Here is a 26215-nt window from a genome sequence, read left to right as displayed (position 1 = left end):
CAACGGACACCTCGCTGTCAGCTTGCGCGGTCTTTCGTGTGGCGGGGGTTCTATGCCAAACTCAGCGACTTTCGGGCTTGCCTAACAGGATTTATGCTCCCCTTGTCACCCAGCTTGCTTACGACCCTCGCCGCCGCCTGCTTATATGCCGCTGCGACCATTTACCAGGGCACTCGCCTGGCTTCCGGCGCCAAGGCCAACAAGCGCCTGCTGGTTACGCTCGGCGTGCTTGCCGTGCTGGCCCATAGCGCCAGCCTGCTCACCCATCTGTTGACCCCGATCGGTCTGGGCCTGGACTTTTTCAGTGCCGCCAGCCTGATTGCCGCCGCCGTCATTGCCTTGAGTCTGCTGGCCTGCACGCGAATTCCGGTGGAAAACCTGCTGGTGTTGCTGTTCCCGCTCGGCGCCTTGACCGTGTTGCTGGCGCAGTTCGCCCCGGCCGGCACGGTACAGATCATCGACGAGGAGCCGGGCATCCTCGCGCACATCCTGCTGTCGATCCTTGCCTACGGCATGTTCACCATTGCGGTTTTCCAGTCCTTGCTGCTGCTGGTACAAGATCACCAGCTCAAGCACAAACACCCGTCCGGGCTGATCAAAAACTTCCCGCCGCTGCAAACCATGGAAAGCCTGCTGTTCGGTTTCCTCTGGGCCGGCTGGACGCTGCTGTCGCTGTCGCTGATTTCTGGCTGGCTGTTCGTCGAGAACCTGTTCGCCCAGCACCTGGTGCATAAAACCTTGCTGGCGTGCCTGGCCTGGATTGTCTTCAGTGTTCTGCTATGGGGTCGCAACCGTCTCGGCTGGCGCGGTCACAAAGCCATTCGCTGGACCCTGGCCGGGTTTTGCCTGCTGATGCTGGCGTACTTCGGCAGCAAGCTGGTTCGTGAATACATCCTGCATATCTGACGGGCGGCATTAATGGACGACTTGCCCATAGGGCCGATGCTCGCAGTAGTGGCCCTGCTGATTTTATGGTCGGGGCTGTTTACGGCCATCGAAACGGCGCACCAGCATCTGCTGGCCCAGCGCACGGCAACGCGTTCCAGCGATAAGCCACTGGCGAAACTGAGCTTCCCCCTCGACAGCCTGATCTTCTGCAATACCCTGTGCCGCGCTCTCGTGGTGGTCATCAGCACCCTGCTGGCGATTTTTACCTGGTCCGAAAACGGCCCATGGATTGCCTGTCTGGGAGCGGGCGCAGTCGTGCTGATGTTCGCCGATTACCTGCCCCGCGCCCTTGCTGCCCGCTATCCCGAGGCGATCCTGGCCCAAGGCAACAACCTGCTTCGCGTCCCCCTGAAAATCGTCTATCCCGCCGCCTGGTTGCTTAAAGGCATCAGCCAGTTACTGGTGCGGCCATTTGCTCGCAAAGTCAAAGTGGTACAACAAAGTGAAGAGGAGGCACTGACTGAACGGCAGGACACCGCCGAAAATGTTATCTGCCGCCCTCACCCGTTGTCGGGCATCCACGCCCTGGACAACATCACGGTCAATGACATTCTCGTCCCTCGCAGCGATGTCGACGGGATCAACCTTGACGACCCCATCGACGAAATCATCGAACAATTGCGACACAACAGACGCACTCGTTTGCCGGTATTCCACAGCGATATCAATCAGGTCGAAGCCGTGCTCAACACCCGGCACATCCTCCACCTGCTACCTGATGCGAGCCTGACCCGAGAAGCGCTGCTGGCAGCCAGTCGCGAACCGTATTTCGTCCCGGAAAGCACCCCTCTTCAACTGCAACTGCTCAACTTCCACAAGCAACAGCGGCGTTTAGGCATGGTGGTCGACGAATATGGTGAAGTGCTGGGCATCGTCACACTGGAAGACATTCTTGAGGAAATCGTCGGGGAGTTCGAAAGCCAGCACAGGCTCGATAATCCGCACATTCACCCTCAAGCCGATGGACGCCTGGTGATCGACGGCGCTGCGTCAATCCGCGAGTTGAACAAGAGCCTCGGCTGGCACCTGCCGAGCGACGGCCCGAAAACCCTGAACGGCCTGGTGACCGAAGCCCTGGAAACCATTCCCGAAAGCACCGTATGCCTGAAGATCGGCCGCTATCGCCTGGAAATCCTCGAGACCGAAGACAATCGTGTTACGCGGGTGCTCATCTGGCAGACCAGTTCACCCCCCGCGGTTTCTATCCGCTGAGTTGCCAAAAGATCGCAGCCCGCGACAGCTCCTACAACGCCGCTCACCGTAGGAGCTGTCGAGCGAAGCGAGGCTGCGATCCTCTCAAAACCTCTCAAAACTTCTCACTTGTTTGATCGTTAGCTACCTTCCTATAATCGATTCGCTTACCCAAGCCTCGCCGGGCCCGTGCTTACCCCGCACCGCGCAGCTTCCGGCCTGACCATCAGCCACATCCGCAGCAAGCCGACGATTGCTCCTACCTGGAACAGCGACCGCGCCCCCACCCACATCCCTGGGTTCTCGACCATAATAATTCGCTCCATCGGAGCACATGACTGTCAGGGATAACCGCATGACGACCAGCACGACTTACAGCGACTCCGCTCCTGCACAACCGACCAACTCCGCCACCCGCGTGGCCACGGCGAGTTTCATCGGCACCGCCATCGAGTTCTACGATTTCTACGTTTATGCCACCGCAGCAGCGCTGGTCATCGGGCCGGTGTTCTTTCCGCAAACGTCCGGGACTGCCCAGATGCTTTCGGCGTTTCTTACCTTTGGCATCGCTTTCCTCGCGCGCCCCCTGGGTTCTGCCCTGTTCGGCCACTTCGGCGACCGCATCGGGCGCAAATCGACCCTCGTCGCCTCCCTCCTGCTGATGGGCGTGTGCACCACGCTGATCGGCGTGCTGCCGGGCTACGACAGTATCGGGGCATGGGCGCCGATATTGCTCTGCGTGCTGCGTTTCGGCCAAGGCCTGGGACTGGGCGGTGAATGGGGCGGCGCGGCGCTACTGGCCACGGAAAATGCCCCCAAAGGCAAACGCGCATGGTTCGGCATGTTCCCGCAGCTCGGCCCTTCCATCGGCTTCCTGGCCGCGAACGGCTTGTTCCTGACATTGGCCATGCTGCTCGACGACGAACAGTTCCGCTCGTGGGGCTGGCGCATCCCGTTCCTGCTCAGTGCAGCGCTGGTGATGGTCGGCCTGTACGTGCGCCTCAAGCTGCATGAAACACCGGTGTTCGCCAACGCCGTGGCACGCCAGGAGAGAGTGAAAATCCCGCTGTTCGAACTGTTCGGTCAATACTGGCTGCCTGTATTGCTGGGAGCCGGTGCGATGGTGGTGTGCTACGCGCTGTTTTACATTTCCACCGTATTTTCGCTGAGTTACGGTGTGTCGACGCTTGGCTACAGTCGCGAAACGTTCCTCGGACTGCTGTGCATTGCCGTGCTGTTCATGGCGGCCGCTACTCCGTTGTCAGCCTTGGCCAGTGACCGTTACGGGCGCAAGCCGGTGCTGATCATTGGAGGCGTGCTGGCGATTTTGTCCGGATTCCTGATGGAGCCGCTGCTGACCCACGGCTCGACCTGGGGAGTGGCGCTGTTCCTGTGCATCGAGCTGTTCCTGATGGGCGTGACATTTGCCCCGATGGGCGCGTTGCTGCCAGAGCTGTTCCCCACCCAAGTTCGCTACACCGGCGCCTCGGCGGCCTACAACCTGGGCGGTATCGTCGGGGCTTCCGCTGCACCGTTTTTCGCGCAGAAGCTGGTGGCGATGGGTGGGTTGAGTTATGTCGGCGGGTATGTGTCCGCGGCGGCAGTGCTGAGCTTGATTGCCGTGCTGTGCCTGAAGGAAACGCGGCATAACGATTTGAATCGCATCGATTGATAGACCGCCATCGCTGGCAAGCCAGCTCCCACAGGGTTTGGTGTCGATCACAAAATAGCTGTACGACACATAACCTGTAGGAGCTGGCTTGCCCGCAAAGGGGCCTGCGCTGACAAAACACAAAACCTCAACTTTTCCCCCGCCCACTGTCACCTCGCTCTACGCGCATCGGCTCATCCCCGCTATACTTCCCGGCTTTTCCTGAATAAATGCCAATAGGGTCCCGCCGCGCATGGATAAGACCTACCAGCCGCACGCCATTGAAACTTCCTGGTACAACACCTGGGAGTCTGAGAATTACTTCGCCCCGCAAGGCGCGGGCGAGTCCTACACCATCATGATCCCGCCGCCGAACGTCACCGGCAGCCTGCACATGGGTCACGGCTTCAACAACGCGATCATGGACGCCCTGATCCGTTTTCGCCGCATGCAGGGTCGCAACACCCTGTGGCAGCCGGGCACCGACCACGCCGGCATCGCCACACAGATGCTGGTGGAGCGTCAGCTCGAAGCCAAGGGCCAGAGCCGCCACGACCTGGGCCGCGAGAAATTCCTCGAGAAAGTCTGGGAGTGGAAGGATGAGTCCGGCGGCAACATCAGCCGTCAGATCCGCCGCCTCGGCTCGTCCGTCGACTGGAGCCGTGAGCGCTTCACCATGGACGATGGCCTCTCGGAAGCCGTTAAGGAAGCGTTCGTACGCCTGCACGAAGACGGCCTGATCTACCGCGGCAAGCGCCTGGTCAACTGGGACACCAAGCTGCACACGGCGATTTCCGACCTCGAAGTGGAGAACCACGACGAGAAAGGTTTCCTGTGGAACCTGAAATACCCGCTTGCCGACGGCGCCAAAACCGCCGAAGGCAACGATTTCCTGATCGTCGCGACCACCCGCCCGGAAACCATGCTCGGCGACTCCGCCGTGGCCGTTAACCCGAACGATGAGCGCTACAAAGCCCTGATCGGAAAATTTGTCGAGCTGCCACTGGTTGGCCGCCGCATCCCGATCATCGCCGACGATTACTGCGATCCTGAATTCGGCACCGGCTGCGTGAAAATCACCCCGGCCCACGATTTCAACGACTACGAAGTCGGCAAGCGCCATAACCTGCCGCTGCTGAATATCTTCGACAAGAACGCCGCCGTTCTGCCGGCCTGCCAGGTGTTCAACCTCGACGGGACGCTGAACGAGACCATCGACGGCAAGATCCCGGCCGAATACGCCGGCCTCGACCGTTTCGAAGCGCGCAAGCAGATCGTTGCTGCGTTCGAAGCCGCGGGCCTGCTGGTCAGCGTCGACGATCACGGCCTGAAAGTACCGAAAGGCGACCGCTCCGGCACCATCATCGAGCCGTGGCTGACCGACCAGTGGTACGTATCCACCAAGCCTCTGGCCGAGCCTGCGATTGCCGCCGTTGAAGACGGCCGTATCCAGTTCGTGCCGAAACAGTACGAAAACATGTACTTCTCGTGGATGCGCGACATCCAGGACTGGTGCATCAGCCGTCAGCTGTGGTGGGGCCACCGGATTCCGGCCTGGTACGACGAGTCGGGCAAGGTCTACGTCGGTCGCGATGAAGCCGAAGTGCGTGCCAAGCACAACCTCGGCCCGGACGTTGCGCTGCAACAGGACAACGACGTTCTCGACACCTGGTTCAGCTCGGGCTTGTGGACGTTCTCCACCCTCGGCTGGCCGGAAAAAACCGAATTCCTGAAGAAATTCCACTCTACCGACGTCCTGGTGACTGGCTTCGACATCATTTTCTTCTGGGTCGCCCGGATGATCATGCTCACCATGCACTTGGTGAAAAACGAAGACGGCACGCCGCAGGTTCCGTTCAAGACTGTCTACGTTCACGGTCTGGTGCGTGATGGCCAGGGCCAGAAGATGTCCAAGTCCAAGGGCAACGTCCTGGACCCGCTCGACATCATCGACGGCATTGAACTCGAAGCCCTGGTACAGAAACGCACCTCCGGCATGATGCAGCCGAAGCTGGCGAAGAAGATCGAGAAGCAGACCCGCGACGAATTTGCCGAAGGCATCGCCAGCTACGGCACCGACGCTCTGCGCTTCACCTTCTGCTCGCTGGCGTCCACCGGTCGCGACATCAAGTTCGACATGGGCCGCGTCGAAGGCTATCGCAACTTCTGCAACAAGATCTGGAACGCGGCGCGCTACGTGCTGGACAAGGGCGAAGACTGCGGCCAGAACGGCGAAGCCTTTGAGCTGTCTCTGGCTGACCGCTGGATCATTTCGCAGCTGCAACGCACCGAAGCCGAAGTGACCCGTCAACTCGACCAGTTCCGTTTCGACCTGGCCGCACAAGCGTTGTACGAGTTCATCTGGAACCAATATTGCGACTGGTACCTGGAACTGTCCAAACCAGTGCTGTGGGACGAAAACGCTCCGGTCGAACGCCAGCGCGGCACCCGTCGTACCCTGGTTCGCGTACTGGAAGTCGCCCTGCGCCTGGCGCACCCGTTCATGCCGTTCATCACCGAAGAAATCTGGCAGCGCATCGCGCCGCTGGCCGGCATCGAAGGCAAGACGATCATGCTGCAACCTTGGCCAGTGGCCAATGAAGCGCGCATCGATCAGGCGGCCGAAGATGACATCGAATGGCTCAAGGGCCTGATGCTCGGCACCCGTAACATCCGAGGCGAAATGAACATCGGCCCAGGTAAACCGTTGCCGCTGTTCCTGAAAAATGTGAGCGCCGAAGACCAGCGTCGCCTGACCGAAAACGAAGCGCTGCTAAAGAAACTGGCCCGCCTCGAATCGATCACCGTGCTGACTGCTGGCGAAGAAGCACCGCTGTCCGCCACCGCCTTGGTCGGCGAGATGGAAGTGCTGGTGCCGATGGCCGGCCTGATCGACAAAGGCGCCGAGCTTGCGCGTCTGGACAAGGAAATCCAGCGCCTGCAAGGCGAAGTACAACGCGTCGGCGGCAAGCTGTCCAACGCGGGTTTCGTCGACAAGGCGCCAGCTGAAGTCATCGAGAAAGAGCGCGCCAAACTGGCCGAAGCCGAACAGGCTCTTGGCAAGCTGGCCGAGCAGCATGCGCGGATTGCCAGTTTGTAACGGCAAATCGCAATGAAAAAGGGAGGCCCGGGTGGCCTCCCTTTTTTGTTCAAACGCCACCAATCCCCCGGAGCTGCCGAAGGCGCTCCTACACAGGTTCGGCGCATGGGCTATCAATGTGGGACAATGCTCGCCACTTTTGGCCATACCCGAATCGACCACCGCCATGACCGCTCCTCGCCCCCCCAAACCTGCGCGCAAAAAGCCCTCACCCGCCACCCCGGCCAAAGCTCTGGAGCCGCGCGAGAAAGCCAGCCTGCACCCACGCAATCGCCACCAAGGTCGCTACGACTTTCCGGCACTGATCAAAAGTACTCCGGAACTGAAAAAGTTCGTGATCATCAATCCGTATGGCAAGGAAAGCATCGACTTCGCCAGCCCGGACGCGGTACGGGTGTTCAACCGAGCACTGCTCAAGTCCTTCTATGGAATCGCCCATTGGGACATTCCTGCTGACTACCTGTGCCCACCGGTTCCCGGGCGCGCCGATTACGTGCACTTTCTTGCCGACCTGCTGGCCAGTGTCAACGAGGGCGTGGTCCCGAGAGGCGCTGCAGTGAAGGTTCTTGACATCGGGATGGGCGCTAACTGCGTGTATCCGCTGATCGGACATAGCGATTATCGTTGGCAGTTCCTGGGGTCTGAAATTGATGCCACCGCCATTGCCGCGGCCAAAGCAATTGTTCAGTCCAATGGCTTGAGCAAGGCCATCCAGATTCGCCAACAGACCAACAGCAAACAGATCCTGCTGGGCTTGCTGGAAAGCGCCGAGCGTTTTGATCTGACCATGTGCAATCCACCGTTCCATGCCTCACTGGATGAGGCCACTCGAGGTAGCACACGCAAATGGCGCGCCCTGGGCAAGGCCGATCCGAAGCGAAAACTGCCGGTGCTGAATTTTGGCGGACAGGCCGCCGAATTGTGGTGCGAAGGTGGCGAGGCACGGTTCGTCACGCAACTGATCAGTGAGAGCGCGCAGGTGGGCCAGCAAGTCTTGTGGTTCAGCACGCTGGTGTCAAAGGCTTCAAATTTGCCCGCGATCCAGGTCGCGCTGAAAAAGGCCGGCGCACTACAGAGCCAGGTCGTGGAGATGTCCCAGGGCCAGAAACAAAGCCGCTTCGTCGCCTGGACTTTCCATACCCAGGCACAACAACAAACCTGGCGTCAGGTACGCTGGAGCAAGACAACGACTGAATAATCAGCAGAAGGCTTTTTCTGCGCCAACAAAAAACCGTGCACGGATGAGTTCGGCGCACGGTTTGAAAAAACATTTAAATATCGAATACATCAACGCCTCGTCGGTCGTACGATTTCCTTGAACAGACAGGCTCGCTCTTCCTTGTTATCGCAATAGTACTGGTTATACCACTCGGCCCACGGCCCATTGGTACCGATACGCACCAGTGTTCCTTCGTTCTTGAACTTCATGTCCAGCGCACCGCCTCCCTGCAGTCGGTATCCACAGCGCAGGATCTCACCGACGACAGCGCCGCCCTCAACCTCTTCGTGAGGCCTGAAAATGGCGACATCGAACTCACCCACCGGACCCCGGCCGCTCTGCGAAACGCCATACCACTCCCCGCCGCCGCTGGTTGTTGGCGCTTTGTAGGTTCCAGCGGTGAACTCCTTGATGACCGAAGGGTTCGGACAATGTTCGCCCTCATCAGCCAGAACATGACCGGAAAAAAGAAATGGCACACACATTACTAACTGTTTGACTCTCATAATTACTTCCCTGTAACCAACAGCGAAATTAAGGTTCAGCTTTTTACGCAAAGCCTAGCGCCGCACCCCATTGATATTACTTATCCATGGCGCATGAGCAATCAATAAGGCTGTAGGAAAGTTCAACGCTTACATAGAGAAAGTGCCGACATTCTTCGAACGTGACTCCATTTATCAACGCCCACAAAAAAACCGTGCCCGGATTGCTCCGGCGCACGGTTTTTTTTAACAAGTCTTACTTGTTAACAGCGTCAGTCAGGCCTTTGGCCACAACCAGCTTGATCACTTTCTTGGCAGCGATTTCGATGGCAGCGCCAGTCGAAGGGTTGCGGCCAGTACGGGCAGGACGCTCAGTCACTTTCAGCTTGCCGATACCTGGCAGAGTGATTTCGCCGCCGTTTTCCAGCTGATCGGCAACGATTTGGCCCAGTTGGTCCAGAGCGTTACGCGCGGTGGTTTTCGGCGCGTCGATAGCTTCAGCGATGTCGGCGATCAGTTGGTCTTTAGTAAGAGCCATTTAGTGTTCCTTCCCTATCAAATTCATATGGATTGCAGAGTGCAATGTCAGCCATCGAGCCCGATCTTTTGGATCCGGCACCCTCGGCCAAATAACCTCGGGATCGGGGTTATAGATACCGAAATCAGGGTTTGGTTCGACCTGACACATGCTGACTGCAGGCTTAACGCAGTGACTTCGCGCAAGACCGGGCAAAGCTAGCACACAGACGTGGAAATATCCGCCTCTAGCTACCCGATTGGTCAGCTTTATTGTGCTAAAACAGTAAAAAACAGCCTCCACGCCGCCGGTCAGCCCTGAATCACCCTCCACGCCGCGCCAAAACCAGTGGTTGCGGTACACTGGGCGCTTTTTCGGGGGAGCACGCCCTCCTCTCTTCATTCAGCCGAGAAGCCCATGCCGATCCGTCATTGCATCGTCCACCTGATCGACAAAAAACCCGACGGCACGCCCGCAGTTCTCCACGCCCGCGACTCTGAACTGGCCGAGTCCGGCGCCATCGAAAACATGCTTGCCGACCTCAACGAGAGCTACAACGCCAAACAAGGCAAGGCATGGGGATTCTTCCATGCCGAGTCAGGAGCGCACCCCTTCAGCGGCTGGTTGAAAGAATACTTCGAGGGCGGTAAGGACTTCACGGCATTCAGCCGCGTGGCAGTGGAGCACCTGCAAAAGCTGATGGAAGAGTCAAACCTGTCGGTCGGTGGCCACGTGCTGTTCGCCCACTATCAGCAAGGCATGACCGATTACCTGGCCATCGCCCTGCTGCACCATAGTGAAGGCGTGGCTGTGACAGACGAACTGGACGTCACGCCTTCCCGTCACCTGGACCTTGGCCAATTGCACCTGGCGGCGCGGATCAACGTGTCCGAGTGGCAAAACAACAAACAGTCCAGGCAGTACATTTCCTTTATCAAAGGCAAGAACGGGAAAAAAGTTTCGGAGTATTTCCGCGACTTCATCGGCTGCCAGGAAGGGGTCGACGGTCCAGGTGAAACCCGCACCTTGCTCAAAGCGTTCAGTGACTTCGTCGAAAGCGAAGACCTGCCTGAAGAAGACGCCCGTGAGAAAACCAAGACCCTGGTGGATTACGCCAGTAGCCAGGCCAAGCTCGGCGAGCCGATGGGCCTGGAAGAACTCTCCGAGCTGATCGACGAGGAACGTCCGAAAGCCTTCTATGATCACATCCGTAACAAAGACTACGGCCTGTCGCCCGAGATTCCGGCCGACAAACGCACCCTCAACCAGTTCCGCCGCTTCACAGGTCGCGCAGAAGGCCTGTCGATCAGCTTCGAGGCGCACTTGCTGGGCTCCAAGATCGAGTACGACGAAGAAGCCGGCACGTTGATCATCAAGGGCCTTCCGACCTCGCTCACCGACCAGCTCAAGCGACGCAACTGATGCTCGCCGGCATACTGAAGAAGTTCCTGCTGATCCTGCTGGTGGTCGTGGTCTATCAGAACTGGGGCAAGATCGAGCGGGCGTTCAACCCCTCGCAAGTGGTGTCCGAGCAGACCCAGGCCAAAGCCAACGTCGTGCTCTACGCCACCGAGTGGTGTGGCTACTGCAAACTGACCCGGCGTTTTCTCGATCAGAAAGGCATTCCGTACAAGGAATTCGATATCGAGAAGGACGCCGTGGCGCGCAAGGACTATGAAGCGCTGGGCGGTGGCGGGATTCCGATCATTGATGTGAACGGAACTCTGATTCGCGGGTATGACCCGGATGCGATTCTGGCAGCCTTGAAGTAGCCCTTCCATTATTGGAGCTGGCTTGCCAGCGAAGGCGGGGGGTCAGTTGACAACAATGCTGACTGACAACCGCTTTCGCTGGCAAGCCAGCTCCTACAGTTCCTGGGCTTACTGCGCTTCTATGCGGAAACCAAAGCGGGGGAAGTGTACATGCACCACGCCGCCACGCTCGTCTTCGCGGCGCACAATCAACTCCTCGCTACCCGCAAAAAGCAATTCTCCAACGACCGGATCAACGCCGTAGTCAGTCGCCGCAATCACCACCTGCTGACCCGCCTTGAGCCCGTTCGGATCAACAAACTGCTCATCCGGCAATGCCGCAGGTTGGGACGTGCGCGCAACCTCCAATGCCTCGTCGGACGCCATTTCGCTGGATGCTCCATGACCAAAACCCAGCACTCGGGCATACCAGGCGACAACCGCTGGGTATTCATCCACCAACGGTGCGGTAACCGGTGTTGCTTTCAGGAACCAAAGGCAGTGAGCCAGCGCGAAGTCGGCAATTGACGGCTCACCGAACAGGAAGTCGCCCTGCTCGCGCTGCAATTGCAGCTCCAGCCGCGACATGATGGTCGGCCATTGATGCCTGGCCTGCTCCGCGGACAACTTGGACGCGCTGCCACCACTGAACAAGCCGGCACGATCGGCGATGAACGCCTTGATCGCTTCAGGCGGCAAATTGCCGAAACGCACGGCGATCGATTCAGGCTGGAACACCAGGCTGACTGCATGCTGGAAGATCACCGAATCAGCCCAGGCGGCGAACGACGCAGCGATCATTTCCTGTCCTTCTGGAAAAAACGCAGGCAAGGTTTTTTCCTGTTCCAGTCGGCGCGCAATCAACGCAGTGTCGCAATAGATGTCTGCGCCGATCTGCAACACCGGTGTCTTGCGATAACCACCGGTCAGCGCCGTGAGATCGGGTTTTGGCATCACCGGAGAGATTTTCACCGAGCGCCAGGACAACCCCTTGAAGCCCAACAGCAGGCGGGCTTTTTCGGCGAAGGGGGACGTCGGGTAATGATGCAGAATCAACTCGGACATGCTCGGCTCCGCCGCAAAAGTAGGAGACCGCAGCTTAGCGCGCAATCGGTTAGCAGCCTACAGATCTGCTTGATGGGAACTGATCAGTCAGAGTGATAAGCCTGAAGTGGCACTCGCCACCAGACATTCCTTGGCGCTTTTCTTGAGCTTCTTGATCAACCGCTCCTGACGCAACGCATCGCTTTTGTCGCGGCAGCGTTCGGTATACACCAGGGCCATGGCAGGGCTTGAGAGAAAAAACCGCGCGCCCTTGCCGCTTTGATGCTTGGCAAAACGGCGCGCCGGATCGTCGCTGATTCCGCAATACAGCGAGCCATTGGCGGCGCGCACGAGGTAGACGAACCAGGTTTTATTCGCAGGCGGGACGACTTCGACAGGGCTTTCAGTGAGGGTGGTCACGTCACGATCAGGGCTTGAAAGGAACAAGCGGCGATCTTATCAGCGACTGGCCTGAAATGCCTTCAGCCCCTTCAACGCCTGAGCGCGAACGGCGTTGCGCACCAAGGGCGACCAACCCAGCAACAGGCCTTTGAACCCCAGCGCCTGACGTGACCAGGCCCACAAATCGAAGCTGTCGTGATGTTCGCAAATCTTGTCATCGCGAAAAACGAAGCGCGCCTGAATGTCGTTGATCACGGTGTTGCCGGTCTGGCTGAACAGATACGTCGCCACCCAATGGGCGCTACCGGTACGCTCATCAGCGCGCACGTTATCGAACGTGAGAGAGAAATCCTTGGCGCGGGTAGTGAGCATGCGCCACATGTCACCGGCATCGCGCCCACGCAGTTCGCCGAAGGCCGGATCGCTGAACACCACATCGTCGGTGTAGCAAGCAGCCATCGCTTCGGCATCAAGGCGCTGGAACGCTTGGTAGAATCGGGTGATCAAGGCGCTGTGGGCATCACTCATGAGCAAACTCCCTGTTGTGCAAAATGGCGTCGAAAGACTGCCTGCACGATAGTCTGCAAACGAGTGAAACACTATCGGCATTCGCGGCCCGAATACCGACAGTGTGCGAGTCAGACTTTCTCGCTTTCGACCTGCACATACAGCGCACGTCCAGCGCCAAGACCGGCGATGATCGCGCCAAGACCAATAACACCGAAGATCCAGCCCACCGCTGTCCAGCCGCCGGTCCAGTCATGCACGATACCAACCGCGAACGGCCCCATCGACGCCAGGGTGTAGCCGAAACCCTGGGCCATGCTCGACAGGTTCGCCGCGACGTGGGAATCCCGCGAGCGCAACACGATCAGGGTCAGCGCCAGGCTGAATGTAGCGCCCTGCCCCAACCCGAGCACAATCGCCCAACCCCACAGACCTTCAATCGGCGCATACAGACAACCGAACAAGCCACCGAGCGTCAGCACCATGACGACCACAATCGCCAACCGCTGGTCCTTGCCGCGAGTCGCCAGCCAAGGGGCCGCAAGCGAGCTGACCAATTGCACGATCACCGAGCCCGACAACACTAGCCCAGCCTGGGTCGGGGTCAGGCCACGACCGATCAGGATCGAAGGCAACCAGCCAAACACGATGTAGGCCAGAGACGATTGCAATCCCATGTAAAAAGTGACCTGCCAGGCCAGCGGATCACGCAGCAATCCCCGAACGCGATAAGCCACATTGTGTGCGCCATGTTTCTGGCCGACTTGCGGCAACCAGAAAATCGCGGCGGCCAGTGCCGGAATCACCCAGAAGCCCAGGCCAAGCGCCCAGCTCTGGTCGAAATGCTCGCTCAACGGCACGGTTGCTCCCGCCGCCATCGCCGCGCCGAGACACAACGCCATGGTGTAAACGCCGGTCATGGTCCCGGCCTGTTTCGGGAAGTCACGCTTGACGATGCCCGGTAGCAATACACCGATCACACCGATGCTGGCACCGGCCAGCACGCTGCCGGCAAACAAACCGATCTCACCAAAGGAACTGCGCAGGATAATCCCGCCAGCGAGGGTCAGCAGAATTCCCAGCACGACGCGCTCGGCGCCGAAACGTCGCGCCAGCACTGGCGCCAATGGCGCAAACAGGCCAAGGCACAGCACCGGTAACGTCGTCAGCAAGCCAGCCTGGGAGGCAGACAAACCAAGAGACTTCGACACCTCGCTGAGCATCGGCGCCATGCTCGACAACGCCGGACGAAGGTTCAAAGCGACCAGGATCAGACCCAGCAGCAATAGCCATGGCCGGCGCAAAACCGGATGGGCTTGCTGGACCTGTTCATCATCGGCCTCGGCATCGATCAGTAACTCTTCCAGCTCTGTCGAGCGCTTGGGGGCTGTGGATAAATCACTGCGGTGCATGGACTTCTCGGGTTCAAGGTTCATTGATCAACTGCCTCGACAGGGCTTTGGCCCGTTCCGGGTCGCGTTGCTCGACGGCATCGAGCAACGCGATGTGCAAGTCAAACACTTCCTGGCGGCGCGGGGCGATGTTCAGGCTCTGGCGCAGTTGTGCGCCGACGATGCCGGAGAAATAGCGATACAGCTCGCTGAGGGTCGGGTTGTGCGCGGCGTCTATCAGACGGCGGTGGAACACCAGATCGCAGGCGATGTAGGTATCAAGATCACCGTGGTAGTGGCTGCCACTGACGCTCAGCGTTTCGCGCAATGCCACCATGTCCTCTTCGGTACGGCGCAGTGCCGCCAGGCCGATGGCCTCGACCTCGAGGATGTGTCGCGTTTCGCGAGCCTGTTCAAGGGAGCAACGGGACAAGGCCTTCAGGGTGTCGAGTGGATCGACCACTGCCCGCAGATAGCTGCCGTCACCCTGACGGATTTCGATCAGCCCGGAAAATGCCAACACCCGCATGGCTTCACGCACGGTATTACGACTGATGCCCAGTTCGGCGGACAACTCAGGTTCGGTGGGCAAGCGCTGTCCGACGACCCAGTTGCCTTGGTTAATACGCTGGCGCAACTGGTCCAGAGCCTGATCGACCAGAGATCGTTTAACTAATGGAGAGGTTTCTGACATGGAATTCGCCCTTTCATCCAATCATAGGATGAATTTTCCGACATGTTAGTTAGCTTGCTACGAGAGGGCAACCTTGAAGGCTTAAACGTTACCGATGTAGGAGCTGCCGAAGGCTGCGATCTTTTGATTTTGTTAGAAGCGAAGATCAAGAGATCGCAGCCTTCGGCAGTTCCTACGCAGCATCGGCAAAATCGAGGACAAAAATAAACCCGGAACTCAGTCCGGGTTTATTTCACTGCCTGGCTTCGATCAATGCAGGATCTGGCTCAGGAACAGCTTGGTGCGGTCGTTCTGCGGGTTGTCGAAGAAGTCGTTCGGCGCAGCCTGTTCGACGATCTCCCCCTTGTCCATGAAGATCACGCGATTGGCCACGGTGCGGGCAAAGCCCATTTCGTGGGTCACGCAGAGCATGGTCATGCCGTCTTCAGCCAGGCCGATCATGGTGTCGAGCACCTCTTTCACCATTTCCGGGTCGAGCGCCGAAGTCGGTTCGTCGAACAGCATGATTTTCGGTTTCATGCACAGTGCACGCGCGATCGCCACACGCTGTTGCTGACCGCCGGACAGCTGCCCCGGGTACTTGTGCGCCTGCTCCGGAATGCGTACGCGTTCCAGGTAATGCATGGCGATTTCCTCGGCCTTGCGCTTGGGCATCTTGCGCACCCACATCGGTGCCAGGGTGCAGTTCTGCAAGATGGTCAGGTGCGGGAACAGGTTGAAGTGCTGGAACACCATGCCGACTTCGCGGCGGATCGCTTCGATCTGCTTGAGGTCGTTGGTCAGCTCCACGCCATCGACCACGATGCGGCCCTGCTGGTGCTCTTCCAGACGGTTGAGGCAGCGGATGGTGGTGGACTTGCCGGAACCCGACGGGCCGCACAGCACGATTCGCTCGCCCTGCTTGACGTTGAGGTTGATGTCTTTCAGTACATGGAACTGGCCGTACCACTTGTTCACGCCCTGCATCTGAATAATGCCTTCAGGGCTCACAGGCTGTTTGATTGCTTCGCTCATTTACAGAGAACTCCTAACGCTTGTGGCCAGTGTCGAGCTTGCGTTCCAGATGCATGGAATAGCGCGACATACCAAAACAGAAAATCCAGAACACCAGGGCGGCGAACACGTAGCCTTCAGTGGCCATACCCAGCCATTTCGGGTCGGCGGCGGCTTGCTTGACGCTGTTGAGCAGGTCAAACAGGCCGATGATGATCACCAGGCTCGTGTCCTTGAACAGCGCGATGAAGGTGTTGACGATCCCGGGGATCACCAGCTTCAGGGCTTGCGGCAAAATCACCAGGCCCATGCTGCGCCAGTACCCGAGGCCCATCGCGGCAGCGGCTTCGTACTGACCCTTGGGGATCGCCTGCAAACCACCGCGCACCACTTCGGCCACATAGGCCGACTGGAACAGGATCACGCCGATCAGCGCTCGTAGCAGCTTGTCGAAGTTCATGCCTTCTGGCAGGAACAACGGCAGCATCACCGAGGACATGAACAGCACTGTGATCAATGGCACGCCGCGCCAGAATTCGATGAAGGTCACGCAGACCACACGAATCGCCGGCATGTTCGAACGACGGCCCAGCGCCAGGACGATACCCAGCGGCAACGCACCGGCAATGCCGACGGTGGCGATCACCAGGGTCAGCATCAGACCGCCCCATTGGCTGGTCGCCACGGCGTCAAGACCGAATACACCGCCGTGCAGCAGGCACCAGGCAATGATCGGGTACAGCACCAGAAAACTCAGCCCGTACACCGCTTTATGGTGAAAGCGCGAGATGAACAATGGCGCCACGCCGACGATCGCCAGCCACACGGTCAGGTCCACGCGCCAGCGCAGTAACGGCGGGTAGTAGCCGTACATGAACTGGCCGAAACGCTGTTGGATGAACACCCAGCAGGCGCCCTCCTTCGTGCAGTCGGCGCGGGTAGTGCCGACCCAGTTGGCGTCGATGATTGCCCATTCAAGAATCGGTGGAACCACCAGGTAGATCAGGTAGAACGCAAACAGGGTCAGCAGGGTGTTGAGCCAGCTGGAGAACATGTTCGCGCGCATCCACGCCACCACACCGATGCTGCTGCTCGGTGGGGGCATGTCAGGTTTGAAAGTATGAGTGCTCATGCGCTTTTCCTTACCGCTCGATCAGCGCAATGCGCTTGTTGTACCAGTTCATCAGCAGGGAAATGCTGATACTGATCGCCAGGTACACGCTCATGGTGATCGCAATCACCTCGATCGCCTGGCCGGTCTGGTTGAGCACGGTCCCGGCAAACAGCGAGACCATTTCCGGGTAGCCGATACCGGCCGCCAGCGAAGAGTTTTTCGCCAGGTTCAGGTATTGGCTGGTCAGCGGTGGAATGATGACGCGCAGGGCTTGCGGGATGATGACCTTGCGCAGGGTCGGACCGTTGCGCAGGCCCAGGGAATGCGCCGCTTCGGTCTGGCCGTGGCTGACCGATTTGATGCCCGAACGCACAATCTCGGCGATGAACGCCGCGGTGTAGACCGTCAGGGCCAGGGTCAACGCCAGCAGTTCCGGAATCAACACCCAGCCACCGACGAAATTGAAGCCTTGCAACTTGGGCATTTCCCAATGCACTGGCGCGCCGAAAATCAGTGCACACAGCGTCGGGATCACCAGGAACAGCGCCAGGCCGACCCAGACCTTGTGGAAGGGTACGCCCGTCGCTTCGAAGCGCTTGTTGGCCCACCGGTTCATCAGCACGATGGCGACGATGGCCACCACGACGCTCGCCACGAACGGCCAGAAACCGTCCGCCATCAACGCCGCCGGCATGTTCAAGCCACGGCTGCTGACGAAGAAAGTGTCGCCGAAGTTGTGACTGTTGCGCGGTCCCGGCATGGTCAGGAACACTGCGAAGTACCAGAACAGAATCTGCAGCAGCGGTGGAATGTTACGGAAGACTTCCACGTACACCGTCGCCAGCTTGGCGATGATCCAGTTCTTCGACAGCCTTGCCACACCGACGATGAATCCGAGGATCGTCGCCAGGATCACGCCGATGAAGGTCACCAGCAGCGTGTTGAGCAGGCCGATGACAAACACCCTGGCATAACTGTCCGCTTCGGTGTAATCGATCAGATGTTGAGCGATGCCGAAACCGGCACTGCGCTCCAGAAAGTCAAAACCGGAGGTAATGCCCCGGTGTTGCAGATTGGTCTGAGTGTTATCGAACAGATACCAGCCCAGCGAGACCACCCCGATAATCGTGATGATCTGAAATACCCACGCACGCACTCGCGGATCGCTGAGGCTGAGCCTCTGCTTGGGTGCGCCGATTGAATTTTGCATGTAGTGCCCCGCAAATAATGGAACAGAACATCACCCGGTGGTTGGCCCACCGGGTGATAGAACCATCAGCGCACTGGTGGTGCGTATTGAATGCCGCCAGCGTTCCACAGAGCGTTCAGCCCGCGGTCGATTTCCAGCGGAGTGCTCTTGCCGAGGTTTTTCTCGAACACTTCGCCGTAGTTGCCGACTTGTTTGATGATCTGCACCACCCAGTCTTTCTTCACTTTCAGGTCTTTGCCGTATTCACCGTCGGTACCCAGCAGACGAGCTACGTCCGGGTTCTTGGTGCCCTTGGCTTCAGCTTCGACGTTCTGCGAAGTGATGCCGGCTTCTTCAGCGTTGAGCATGGCGTAGCCAGTCCAGCGCACGATGGCCAGCCACTCGTCGTCGCCATTACGCACGACCGGGCCCAGCGGTTCCTTGGAAATGGTTTCCGGCAGAACCACGTAGTCCTTCGGCGCGGCCAGCTTGCTGCGCTGGGCGAACAGTTGGGACTTGTCGGAAGTCAGCACGTCGCAACGACCGGATTCCAGCGACTTGGCGCTTTCATCGGAGGTGTCGAAAGTGATCGGGGTGTATTTCAGACCGTTGCCACGGAAGTAGTCGGAAACGTTCAGCTCGGTGGTGGTACCGGCCTGGATGCAGATGGTCGCGCCATCCAGCTCTTTGGCGCTTTTCACGCCGAGCTTGTTGTTCACCAGGAAGCCGATGCCGTCGTAGTAGGTGATGAAACCCGGGAATTTCAGGCCCATGCCGGCGTCACGGGAGCTGGTCATGGTGGTGTTGCGCGACAGGATGTCGATTTCGCCGGACTGCAGCGCGGTGAAGCGCTCCTTGGCGTTCAACTGACTGAACTTGACCTTGGTCGCGTCACCGAACACGGCAGCGGCCACAGCGCGGCAATAGTCAGCATCGATACCGACGATCTTGCCGGTGGAATCCGGAACCGAGAAGCCTGGCAGACCATCGCTGACGCCACACTGCACGAAACCTTTCTTCATCACTGCATCCAGGGTTGCGCCCGCCTGGGCAAACCCGCTGACACCAAGTACTGCGGCTGCAGTCACGATCGCCAGGGTGGATTTCAACATCTTCATTCAAACCTCCAGTTTTGCTCTTGTTGTGTCGGAGCGTGAGTCCTGTCGCACCCTTTTGAGGCGTAGTCGACCCGTGTTGGCTTGTTTTGGGGTCAACCGACGTAAGACGTTAGCTATGAGTCTAGTAGGAGAAAATCCACATCATGGATAACTCACTTCTCACCAATCGGCCGAACGGGCTGTAGCCCTTTCACGTTCGCAAAGCCCGTATCGGTCACTGGCGAACATCCATCACCGGATTCTTTGCTATCCCACGCTCGGCATTCGACTGATAGTGTTACCGCCGCACGCGAGATGGGTTGCACCGCTTCCCCATAGCAAAGCCCGTACCACACCGCTTGCCGAAGCCATTACGGGACAGGTCAATAGGAAAACTTGTACCCTTGCGACATCTTCGTAACGGATCAACCAGACGCGCACTCCGGCTACGCACTTATTGAGCGCGCGCGCACACATTTGGAGCAGACATGACCGAGCCCTTGATTCTTCAGCCTGTAAAGACCGCAGACGCTTGCGTTATATGGCTGCACGGCCTCGGTGCCGATCGCTACGACTTCCTGCCCGTCGCTGAAGCCCTTCAGGAAATCCTGCTGAGCACCCGTTTCGTATTGCCCCAGGCACCGACCCGCGCCGTCACCATCAACGGCGGCTACGAGATGCCGAGCTGGTACGACATATTGGCCATGAGCCCGGCCCGTTCGATTAACGAGCAGCAACTTGAAGCATCTGCGAATCGGGTCATCGAATTGATCGAAGAACAGCGCGCCTGCGGAATAGACCCTTCGCGGATTTTTCTGGCCGGTTTTTCCCAGGGTGGCGCGGTGGTCTTTCACACCGCGTTTCTGAAATGGCAGGGACCGTTGGGTGGCGTAGTTGCCCTCTCCACTTATGCGCCAACCTTTAATGATGCAGTGGAGTTGTCCGCCAGCCAGCAGCGCATTCCGGTTTTGAGCCTGCACGGTCAATACGATGATGTGGTGCAGAACGCGATGGGACGCAGCGCCTACGAGCACCTGAAGCAGCGTGGTGTCACCGTGACATGGCAGGAATACCCAATGGGCCACGAAGTGTTACCCGAGGAGATTCGCGACATCGGCACCTGGCTTGCCGAACGCTTGCGTTGATCGAATACGTTTAAAAGCGCCCTTTGATCCATCCCTCTACGCCGCGCCCGATTCTTGCATTACACTGGCCGGCACTTAACCAATTGATGAGATGACCGTGCTCAAAGCACTCAAGAAAATGTTCGGTAAAAGCGAGACTGAGCAACTCGCGCCAGTCACCAGCGCTCCGTCTCACAGTCCCAGCCACCGCACCGACGGTAATCAGCCTGGCCGGACCGCCTCAGTCGCGGCACCGACACACGAGCCGCAGAGCGCTCCGGCAACTGAGCCTGCCGCACCAATGGCCTCCGAGCAATCGCACGCTGAAGCGCAAAAACCCGCCAGGCCACGGCGTGAACCAAAGCCGAAAGCCCCGGTCATCCCGTGGAAACTCGAAGACTTCGTCGTCGAACCCCAGGAAGGCAAAACCCGCTTCCACGATTTCAAACTCGCCCCTGAACTGATGCACGCCATCCAGGATCTGGGTTTTCCGTATTGCACGCCGATCCAGGCTCAGGTGCTGGGCTACACCCTCGCCGGCAAAGACGCTATCGGCCGCGCTCAGACCGGTACCGGCAAAACCGCCGCGTTCCTGGTCTCGATCATCACCCAGCTGCTGCAAACCCCGCCGCCGAAAGAGCGCTACATGGGTGAACCGCGCGCGTTGATCATCGCCCCGACCCGTGAGCTGGTGGTGCAGATCGCCAAGGACGCGGCTGACTTGACCAAGTACACCGGCCTCAACGTCATGACGTTTGTCGGCGGCATGGACTTCGACAAGCAGCTCAAGCACCTCGAAGCCCGTCACTGCGACATCCTCGTCGCTACGCCGGGCCGTTTGCTGGACTTCAACCAGCGCGGCGACGTGCACCTGGATATGGTTGAAGTCATGGTGCTGGACGAAGCCGACCGCATGCTCGACATGGGCTTCATCCCGCAAGTACGCCAGATCATTCGCCAGACCCCGCCGAAGTCCGAGCGTCAGACGCTGTTGTTCTCCGCGACCTTCACCGAAGACGTGATGAACCTGGCCAAGCAATGGACCACCGACCCGTCGATCGTCGAGATCGAGTCGCAAAACGTGGCCAACGAAAACGTCGAGCAGCACATCTACGCGGTGGCCGGCGCAGATAAATACAAACTGCTCTACAACCTCGTCAACGACAACGGTTGGGAGCGGGTCATCGTGTTCGCCAACCGCAAAGATGAAGTGCGGCGCATCGAAGAACGCCTGGTGCGTGACGGCATCAACGCCGCGCAACTGTCCGGCGACGTGCCGCAGCACAAGCGCATCAAGACGCTGGAAGGTTTCCGCGAAGGCAAGATCCGCGTACTGGTCGCCACCGACGTGGCCGGTCGCGGCATCCACATCGATGGCATCAGCCACGTGATCAACTTCACCCTGCCGGAAGTTCCGGACGACTACGTGCACCGCATCGGCCGAACCGGTCGCGCCGGTGCCGATGGTGTATCCATCAGTTTTGCCGGTGAAGACGATTCCTACCAGTTGCCGTCCATCGAGGCGCTGCTGGGCAAGAAAATCAGCTGCGAAACCCCTCCGACGCATCTGCTGCGGGCGGTTGAGCGCAAGCGTCCTTAACGGACTCCTTGCAGAAAGAGGCGCAGCCGGAAACGGTCTGCGCTTTTTTTTCGTCTGGATTTTTCAACAGGCGCTTGCTCGCAACAACTAAAAGTCCATAATGGACAAATTAGTTTAATTCGAGTGTTCGGAGCCGACCATGTCCAGTACGCCCCATGTGATCAACCAATCCCAGGCTCGCGAGTTACTGGCGCAAGTCGACGTTCCGCAGATCCTGCGCAAACTGTTTCATGACCTGGCGTCGAGGCAAGCCGTGCAACCGGCGCAGCAACTGGTTGAGTTTCCGCAGGGTGCGGGCGACTTCATCAACTATCTGGGTGTGCTGGCGGAAGACGGTGTCTATGGGGTCAAGACCTCTCCGTATATCGTGCGCGAGCAAGGCCCGCTGGTGACGGCGTGGACGCTGCTGATGTCGATGCAAACCGGGCAGCCACTGTTGCTTTGCGATGCCGGTGAATTGACCACTGCTCGCACCGCTGCAACGACGGCTGTTGCGGTCGATGCACTCGCTCCGTTGCACGCCACTCGCCTGGCGATAATCGGCAGCGGCAAGGTTGCCCAGGCACATCTGCATTACGTGAAGGGATTGCGTGACTGGCAGAGCATCAGCGTGTATTCGCCGAGCCTGGGTGAAGATGCCGAAACCGTGAGCCTGCTGAAAAACATCGAGCCACGCCTGAACATCGCGGACAGTCGAGAAGCCGCTGTTCAGGAGGCCGACGTGATCATGCTGTGCACATCTTCCGCCGGACCTGTGATCGACCCGTCAACTTTGCGCAAACCCGCGCTGATCACCTCCATCAGCACCAACGCACCGCGTGCCCACGAAGTGCCACCGCAGAGCCTCAATGATATGCAGGTGTTCTGCGACTATCGCCTGACCACACCAGGTTCGGCCGGTGAAATGCTGATCGCCGCCGAAGAGCACAGTTGGGACAACAGCGCGATTGTCGGTGACTTGCCTGACCTGATCAGCAAAAAAGTCCAGCGCCCTGATTATGATCGCCATGTGTTCTTCCGCTCGATCGGCCTGGGCCTGGAAGACATTGCGCTGGCCAATGCGATCTATCGCCTATCTCACTAACACCACAACCCCTGTAGGAGCGAGCCTGCTCGCGATGGTGTATCTGACACATTGATGTCGACTGACACACCATCGCGAGCAGGCTCGCTCCTACAGGGAGATCTCTTCAATTTTGAGAATTGCGCCCCAACTGGAGACGTTCATGAGCCAGGCAGACTTCATCATCATCGGCGGCGGAATTGCCGGCGCTTCCACCGGTTTCTGGCTATCGCAGCATGCTCGCGTGATCGTGCTCGAACGCGAATCCCATCCGGCTTATCACTCAACCGGACGCAGCGCAGCGCTGTACACCGCCGCGTATGGCACCCCGCAAGTGCGGGCGTTGACCCAGGCCAGCCGGGATTTTTTCGACAACCCGCCAAGCGGCTTCTGTGAACACCCGCTGCTGACCCCCCGGGGCGAAATGACCGTGGACTTGACTGGTGACCCGGATGAGCTGAACCGGCAATACCAGAGCGCGAAAACCACGGTGCCGGAGATGCAATTGCTCAGCGCCGAGGAAGCCTGCGCGCGGGTGCCGATCCTGCGTCGCGAAAAAGTCCATGGCGCGATCTATGACCCGACCGCCAGTGACATCGACACCGACGCCCTGCACCAGGGCTATCTGCGCGGTATCCGCCGCAATAGCGGTGAAATCCACACCGACTGCGAAGTACAGAGCATGAGCCGAGACGCCGAAGGTGTCTGGCAGGTTCAGACCAACACCCAGACCTTCAGCGCGCCGATCATCATCAACGCCGCCGGCGCCTGGGCCGACAAGATCGGTACACTTGCCGGAGCACAGCCGCTGGGCCTGCAACCCAAGCGCCGCGCCGCGTTCATCTTCGCCGGCCCCGAAGGCGTGGACATCCACCATTGGCCGATGCTGGTCAGCCTCGACGAATCCTTCTACATGAAACCCGACGCTGGCATGTTCCTCGGCTCGCCAGCCAACGCCGACCCGGTGGATCCTCACGACGTGCAGCCCGAAGAGTTGGACATCGCCATGGGCATCTACCAGATCGAAGAAGCCACGACCCTGACCATCCGCCGTCCGACCCGCACCTGGGCCGGTCTGCGCAGTTTCGTCAGTGACGGCGATTTGCTGTCCGGGTTCGATCCGCAGGTACCTGGTCTTTTCTGGGTCGCGGCGCAAGGCGGCTACGGCATCCAGACCTCGCCGGCCATGGGTCAGGCCAGTGCGGCGCTGGTGCGCGGTGAAGCCCTGCCCGAGCCACTCACCCGTTTCGGCCTGAGCGCCGAGATGTTGTCCCCTGCCCGCCTGGGTTGATCGTTGCCCGCAGGTGACGTGCCCACACGATTACGGCACACTTTCAGCGCCCTCCCATGGGCGCTGACGCTGCCTGGAGCTCCACTGTATGAACGCCCCTGAAACCGACACGGCCCTGAACAACACCTCTCTGGATAACTTCCGGGCGATCGCCGATGCCATCGCCACGTTGTTCTTTCCCCATGCCGAGGTGGTGCTGCACGACCTGCGCACGCAAAAGGTCGACTACATCGCCAACAACCTGTCAAAACGGGAAATCGGCGATGACTCGGCGCTGGAAGACATGCTCAGCGATGACGTCAGCGAACGAAACATCGGGCCGTACGAAAAGCTCAACTGGGATGGTCAGAAGATTCGCAGCCTCAGCACCGTTTTGCGCGACAGCGAAGGTCATCCGCTGGCGGTGTTGTGCATCAACCTGAATATTTCGCTGTTCGAAAATGCCAAGGCCGCACTGGACCTGTTCCTGTCGCCGACCAAGTTGATCCCGCAACCGGATTCACTGTTTCGCGATGACTGGCAGGAACGGATCAACACCTTCCTGCACGCCTGGCTGCGCGAACGCCAGCTGAGCCTGAACGTCCTGACCCGCGACCACAAACGTGAACTGGTGTTGGCGCTGCACGCCGAAGGCGCGTTCAAGGGAAAAAGCGCCTCGAACTACGTGGCCAATGTGCTGAACATGGGGCGGGCGACGGTGTACAAGCATTTGAAGGAATTGAAGGGCTGATCATCTGCAGGGATTGTTCCGGCCCCATCGCCAGCAGGCTGGCTCCCACATGGATTTTCGGTGTACACAAAACCTGTGGGAGCTAGCCTGCTAGCGATGGCGTTTGATCAGTCGCCGTAGATGTCGGACTTGAAATACTTGTCCGAAATCTTCTGATACTCGCCATTGGCACGAATACCATCAATGGCTGTGTTCAGCTCACTGACCAACTCACCATTGCCTTTGCGCACCGCGATCCCGGCGCCCTCACCCACGTATTTCGGGTCTTTCAGCTCCGGCCCGACAAAGGCGTAACCCTTGCCACGCGGCATCTGCAGGAAGTCGTTCAGAGGAATGGTGTCGGCAAAAATCGCATCAAGGCGACCGGCGGCCAGGTCCATGTAGATCTCTTCGTTGTTGCTGTAGCGCTTGACGTTGATACCCTTGGGTTCAAACACCTCAGTGGCATAACGGTCAGTAGTGGTTGCACGCTGCACACCGATGTTCTTGCCTTTAAGGCTGGCGTACTGGTCGTCAACGACGGCGCCGTCCTTCATCACCAGGCGCGACGAAGTGAAATAGTACTTGTGGGTGAAATCCACCGACTTCTTGCGGTCTTCGTTGATGGTCATGGACGACAGCGCCATGTCGATTTTCTTCACTTTCAAAGAAGGAATCAGACCGTCGAACTCACCTTCGACCCACACACACTTGACCTTCATCTGCGCGCACAAGGCATTGCCGATGTCGTAGTCAAAACCGACGATTTCACCTTTATCACTCTTGGATGCGAACGGCGGATAAGCCGCTTCAATACCGATGCGCAGGGTTTTCTCGGCGGCAAACACAGAGCTGCACGCCAACAGGCTCAGGGCCAGACCGGTGATGAGGGGAAACTTCTTCATGTTCGTTTTCTCGCGGTTGTTGTTGGTTTGGCAAGACAGAAGAAAAAGCTGAAACGGGGAAACCTTTGTTGTACTTATAATTCCATACTGGACTTTTATGTATAAATCGTCAATGAGGCAAATGCAGCCCGTTCCGGTCGATGGTCGGGTGGTGAATCATCAAGATTTTTAGAGGTGCATATGACGCCATCGCCAGCAGGCTGGCTCCCACATGGATTTGCGGTGCACAC

Annotated in this window: 24 protein-coding genes; 12 read left to right on the top strand and 12 right to left on the bottom strand. The window is 58.8% G+C overall.

The features are described from left to right. Nucleotides 1–93: 93 nt before the first annotated feature. The 5 genes from AD668_RS04385 (at nt 94) to rlmF (ending at nt 8088) form a co-directional block, all read left to right on the top strand. Nucleotides 94–906 (top strand): inner membrane protein YpjD, encoded by an 813-nt coding sequence (locus AD668_RS04385; protein ID WP_053155089.1) that lies wholly within the window; start codon nt 94–96, stop codon nt 904–906. A 12-nt stretch (nt 907–918) separates the two neighbouring features. Beyond that, nucleotides 919–2160 (top strand): HlyC/CorC family transporter, encoded by a 1242-nt coding sequence (locus AD668_RS04380; protein ID WP_053155087.1) that lies wholly within the window; start codon nt 919–921, stop codon nt 2158–2160. A 334-nt stretch (nt 2161–2494) separates the two neighbouring features. Then, complete coding sequence (locus tag AD668_RS04375; RefSeq protein ID WP_053155086.1) at nt 2495–3811, top strand: MFS transporter; 1317 nt, start codon at nt 2495–2497, stop codon at nt 3809–3811. Nucleotides 3812–4043: 232 nt separating this feature from the next. Then, the gene (locus tag AD668_RS04370) at nt 4044–6890 is read left to right on the top strand and encodes a valine--tRNA ligase (protein WP_053155084.1); all 2847 of its coding nucleotides are present in this window, start codon (nt 4044–4046) and stop codon (nt 6888–6890) included. A 166-nt stretch (nt 6891–7056) separates the two neighbouring features. Further along, nucleotides 7057–8088 carry a 23S rRNA (adenine(1618)-N(6))-methyltransferase RlmF gene (gene rlmF, locus AD668_RS04365; RefSeq protein ID WP_053155081.1) on the top strand — a complete coding sequence of 344 codons (1032 nt, stop codon included), beginning with the start codon at nt 7057–7059 and terminating at the stop codon, nt 8086–8088. Nucleotides 8089–8177: 89 nt separating this feature from the next. Here rlmF and AD668_RS04360 read toward each other — a convergent pair whose 3' ends face one another. Together AD668_RS04360 and AD668_RS04355 are read right to left on the bottom strand one after the other, a co-directional pair. Further along, entirely contained in the window at nt 8178–8615 is a 438-nt protein-coding gene (locus AD668_RS04360; protein WP_053155079.1) for a DUF3757 domain-containing protein, read from the bottom strand. Between the two features lie 235 nt (nt 8616–8850). Continuing rightward, complete coding sequence (locus AD668_RS04355; protein WP_007905514.1) at nt 8851–9132, bottom strand: HU family DNA-binding protein; 282 nt, start codon at nt 9130–9132, stop codon at nt 8851–8853. 396 nt (nt 9133–9528) lie between these two features. Between AD668_RS04355 and yejK the strand changes: the two genes are divergently transcribed. After that, on the top strand, nt 9529–10533 hold the full coding sequence (gene yejK / locus AD668_RS04350; RefSeq protein ID WP_053155078.1) for a nucleoid-associated protein YejK: 1005 nt from the start codon (nt 9529–9531) through the stop codon (nt 10531–10533). Further along, nucleotides 10533–10883, top strand: coding sequence for a glutaredoxin family protein (locus tag AD668_RS04345; protein WP_053155076.1), 351 nt, complete (start codon nt 10533–10535; stop codon nt 10881–10883). The genes yejK and AD668_RS04345 overlap by 1 nt, the downstream gene beginning before the upstream one ends. Before the next feature lie 108 nt (nt 10884–10991). On the opposite strand, the gene AD668_RS04340 is transcribed toward AD668_RS04345, so the two are convergent. The 9 genes from AD668_RS04340 to AD668_RS04300 form a co-directional block, all read right to left on the bottom strand. Then, a complete protein-coding gene (locus AD668_RS04340; RefSeq protein ID WP_053155074.1) occupies nt 10992–11927 on the bottom strand; it encodes a glutathione S-transferase family protein in 936 nt (311 codons plus the stop codon). An 87-nt stretch (nt 11928–12014) separates the two neighbouring features. Then, nucleotides 12015–12326 carry a GIY-YIG nuclease family protein gene (locus AD668_RS04335; protein ID WP_053155072.1) on the bottom strand — a complete coding sequence of 104 codons (312 nt, stop codon included), beginning with the start codon at nt 12324–12326 and terminating at the stop codon, nt 12015–12017. A gap of 39 nt (nt 12327–12365) precedes the next feature. After that, complete coding sequence (locus tag AD668_RS04330; RefSeq protein ID WP_053155070.1) at nt 12366–12836, bottom strand: nuclear transport factor 2 family protein; 471 nt, start codon at nt 12834–12836, stop codon at nt 12366–12368. A 110-nt stretch (nt 12837–12946) separates the two neighbouring features. Further along, entirely contained in the window at nt 12947–14251 is a 1305-nt protein-coding gene (locus tag AD668_RS04325; RefSeq protein ID WP_053155068.1) for a CynX/NimT family MFS transporter, read from the bottom strand. After that, the gene (locus tag AD668_RS04320) at nt 14241–14900 is read right to left on the bottom strand and encodes a FadR/GntR family transcriptional regulator (RefSeq protein ID WP_053155066.1); all 660 of its coding nucleotides are present in this window, start codon (nt 14898–14900) and stop codon (nt 14241–14243) included. The genes AD668_RS04325 and AD668_RS04320 overlap by 11 nt, the downstream gene beginning before the upstream one ends. 249 nt (nt 14901–15149) lie before the next feature. Then, on the bottom strand, nt 15150–15914 hold the full coding sequence (locus AD668_RS04315; RefSeq protein ID WP_003178331.1) for an amino acid ABC transporter ATP-binding protein: 765 nt from the start codon (nt 15912–15914) through the stop codon (nt 15150–15152). 13 nt (nt 15915–15927) lie between these two features. Next, complete coding sequence (locus AD668_RS04310; protein WP_053155064.1) at nt 15928–17025, bottom strand: amino acid ABC transporter permease; 1098 nt, start codon at nt 17023–17025, stop codon at nt 15928–15930. Between the two features lie 10 nt (nt 17026–17035). Continuing rightward, a complete protein-coding gene (locus tag AD668_RS04305) occupies nt 17036–18217 on the bottom strand; it encodes an amino acid ABC transporter permease (RefSeq protein ID WP_053155061.1) in 1182 nt (393 codons plus the stop codon). 65 nt (nt 18218–18282) lie between these two features. Next, a complete protein-coding gene (locus tag AD668_RS04300) occupies nt 18283–19314 on the bottom strand; it encodes an amino acid ABC transporter substrate-binding protein (protein WP_053155060.1) in 1032 nt (343 codons plus the stop codon). 467 nt (nt 19315–19781) lie between these two features. Between AD668_RS04300 and AD668_RS04295 the strand changes: the two genes are divergently transcribed. The 5 genes from AD668_RS04295 to AD668_RS04275 all read left to right on the top strand — a co-directional run bounded on the left by AD668_RS04295 (nt 19782) and on the right by AD668_RS04275 (nt 25101). Then, nucleotides 19782–20438: an alpha/beta hydrolase gene (locus AD668_RS04295; protein ID WP_053155059.1), complete on the top strand. Its 657-nt coding sequence runs from the start codon at nt 19782–19784 to the stop codon at nt 20436–20438. 91 nt (nt 20439–20529) lie between these two features. Next, nucleotides 20530–22017, top strand: a complete 1488-nt coding sequence (gene rhlB / locus AD668_RS04290) for an ATP-dependent RNA helicase RhlB (RefSeq protein ID WP_053155058.1) — start codon at nt 20530–20532, stop codon at nt 22015–22017. Between the two features lie 139 nt (nt 22018–22156). Next, nucleotides 22157–23101, top strand: a complete 945-nt coding sequence (locus tag AD668_RS04285) for an ornithine cyclodeaminase family protein (RefSeq protein WP_053155055.1) — start codon at nt 22157–22159, stop codon at nt 23099–23101. Between the two features lie 142 nt (nt 23102–23243). Next, complete coding sequence (locus AD668_RS04280; RefSeq protein ID WP_053155053.1) at nt 23244–24371, top strand: FAD-binding oxidoreductase; 1128 nt, start codon at nt 23244–23246, stop codon at nt 24369–24371. An 88-nt stretch (nt 24372–24459) separates the two neighbouring features. After that, entirely contained in the window at nt 24460–25101 is a 642-nt protein-coding gene (locus AD668_RS04275) for a transcriptional regulator (RefSeq protein ID WP_053155051.1), read from the top strand. A gap of 107 nt (nt 25102–25208) precedes the next feature. On the opposite strand, the gene AD668_RS04270 is transcribed toward AD668_RS04275, so the two are convergent. Then, the gene (locus AD668_RS04270; RefSeq protein ID WP_053155049.1) at nt 25209–25985 is read right to left on the bottom strand and encodes an ABC transporter substrate-binding protein; all 777 of its coding nucleotides are present in this window, start codon (nt 25983–25985) and stop codon (nt 25209–25211) included. Nucleotides 25986–26215 lie beyond the last annotated feature (230 nt).

Source organism: Pseudomonas sp. P1.8 (assembly GCF_001269805.1).
Taxonomy (GTDB): Bacteria; Pseudomonadota; Gammaproteobacteria; order Pseudomonadales; family Pseudomonadaceae; genus Aquipseudomonas.
The sequence above is the reverse complement of the archived record's forward strand: the minus strand, read 5'-3'. Positions and strand labels throughout refer to the sequence as shown.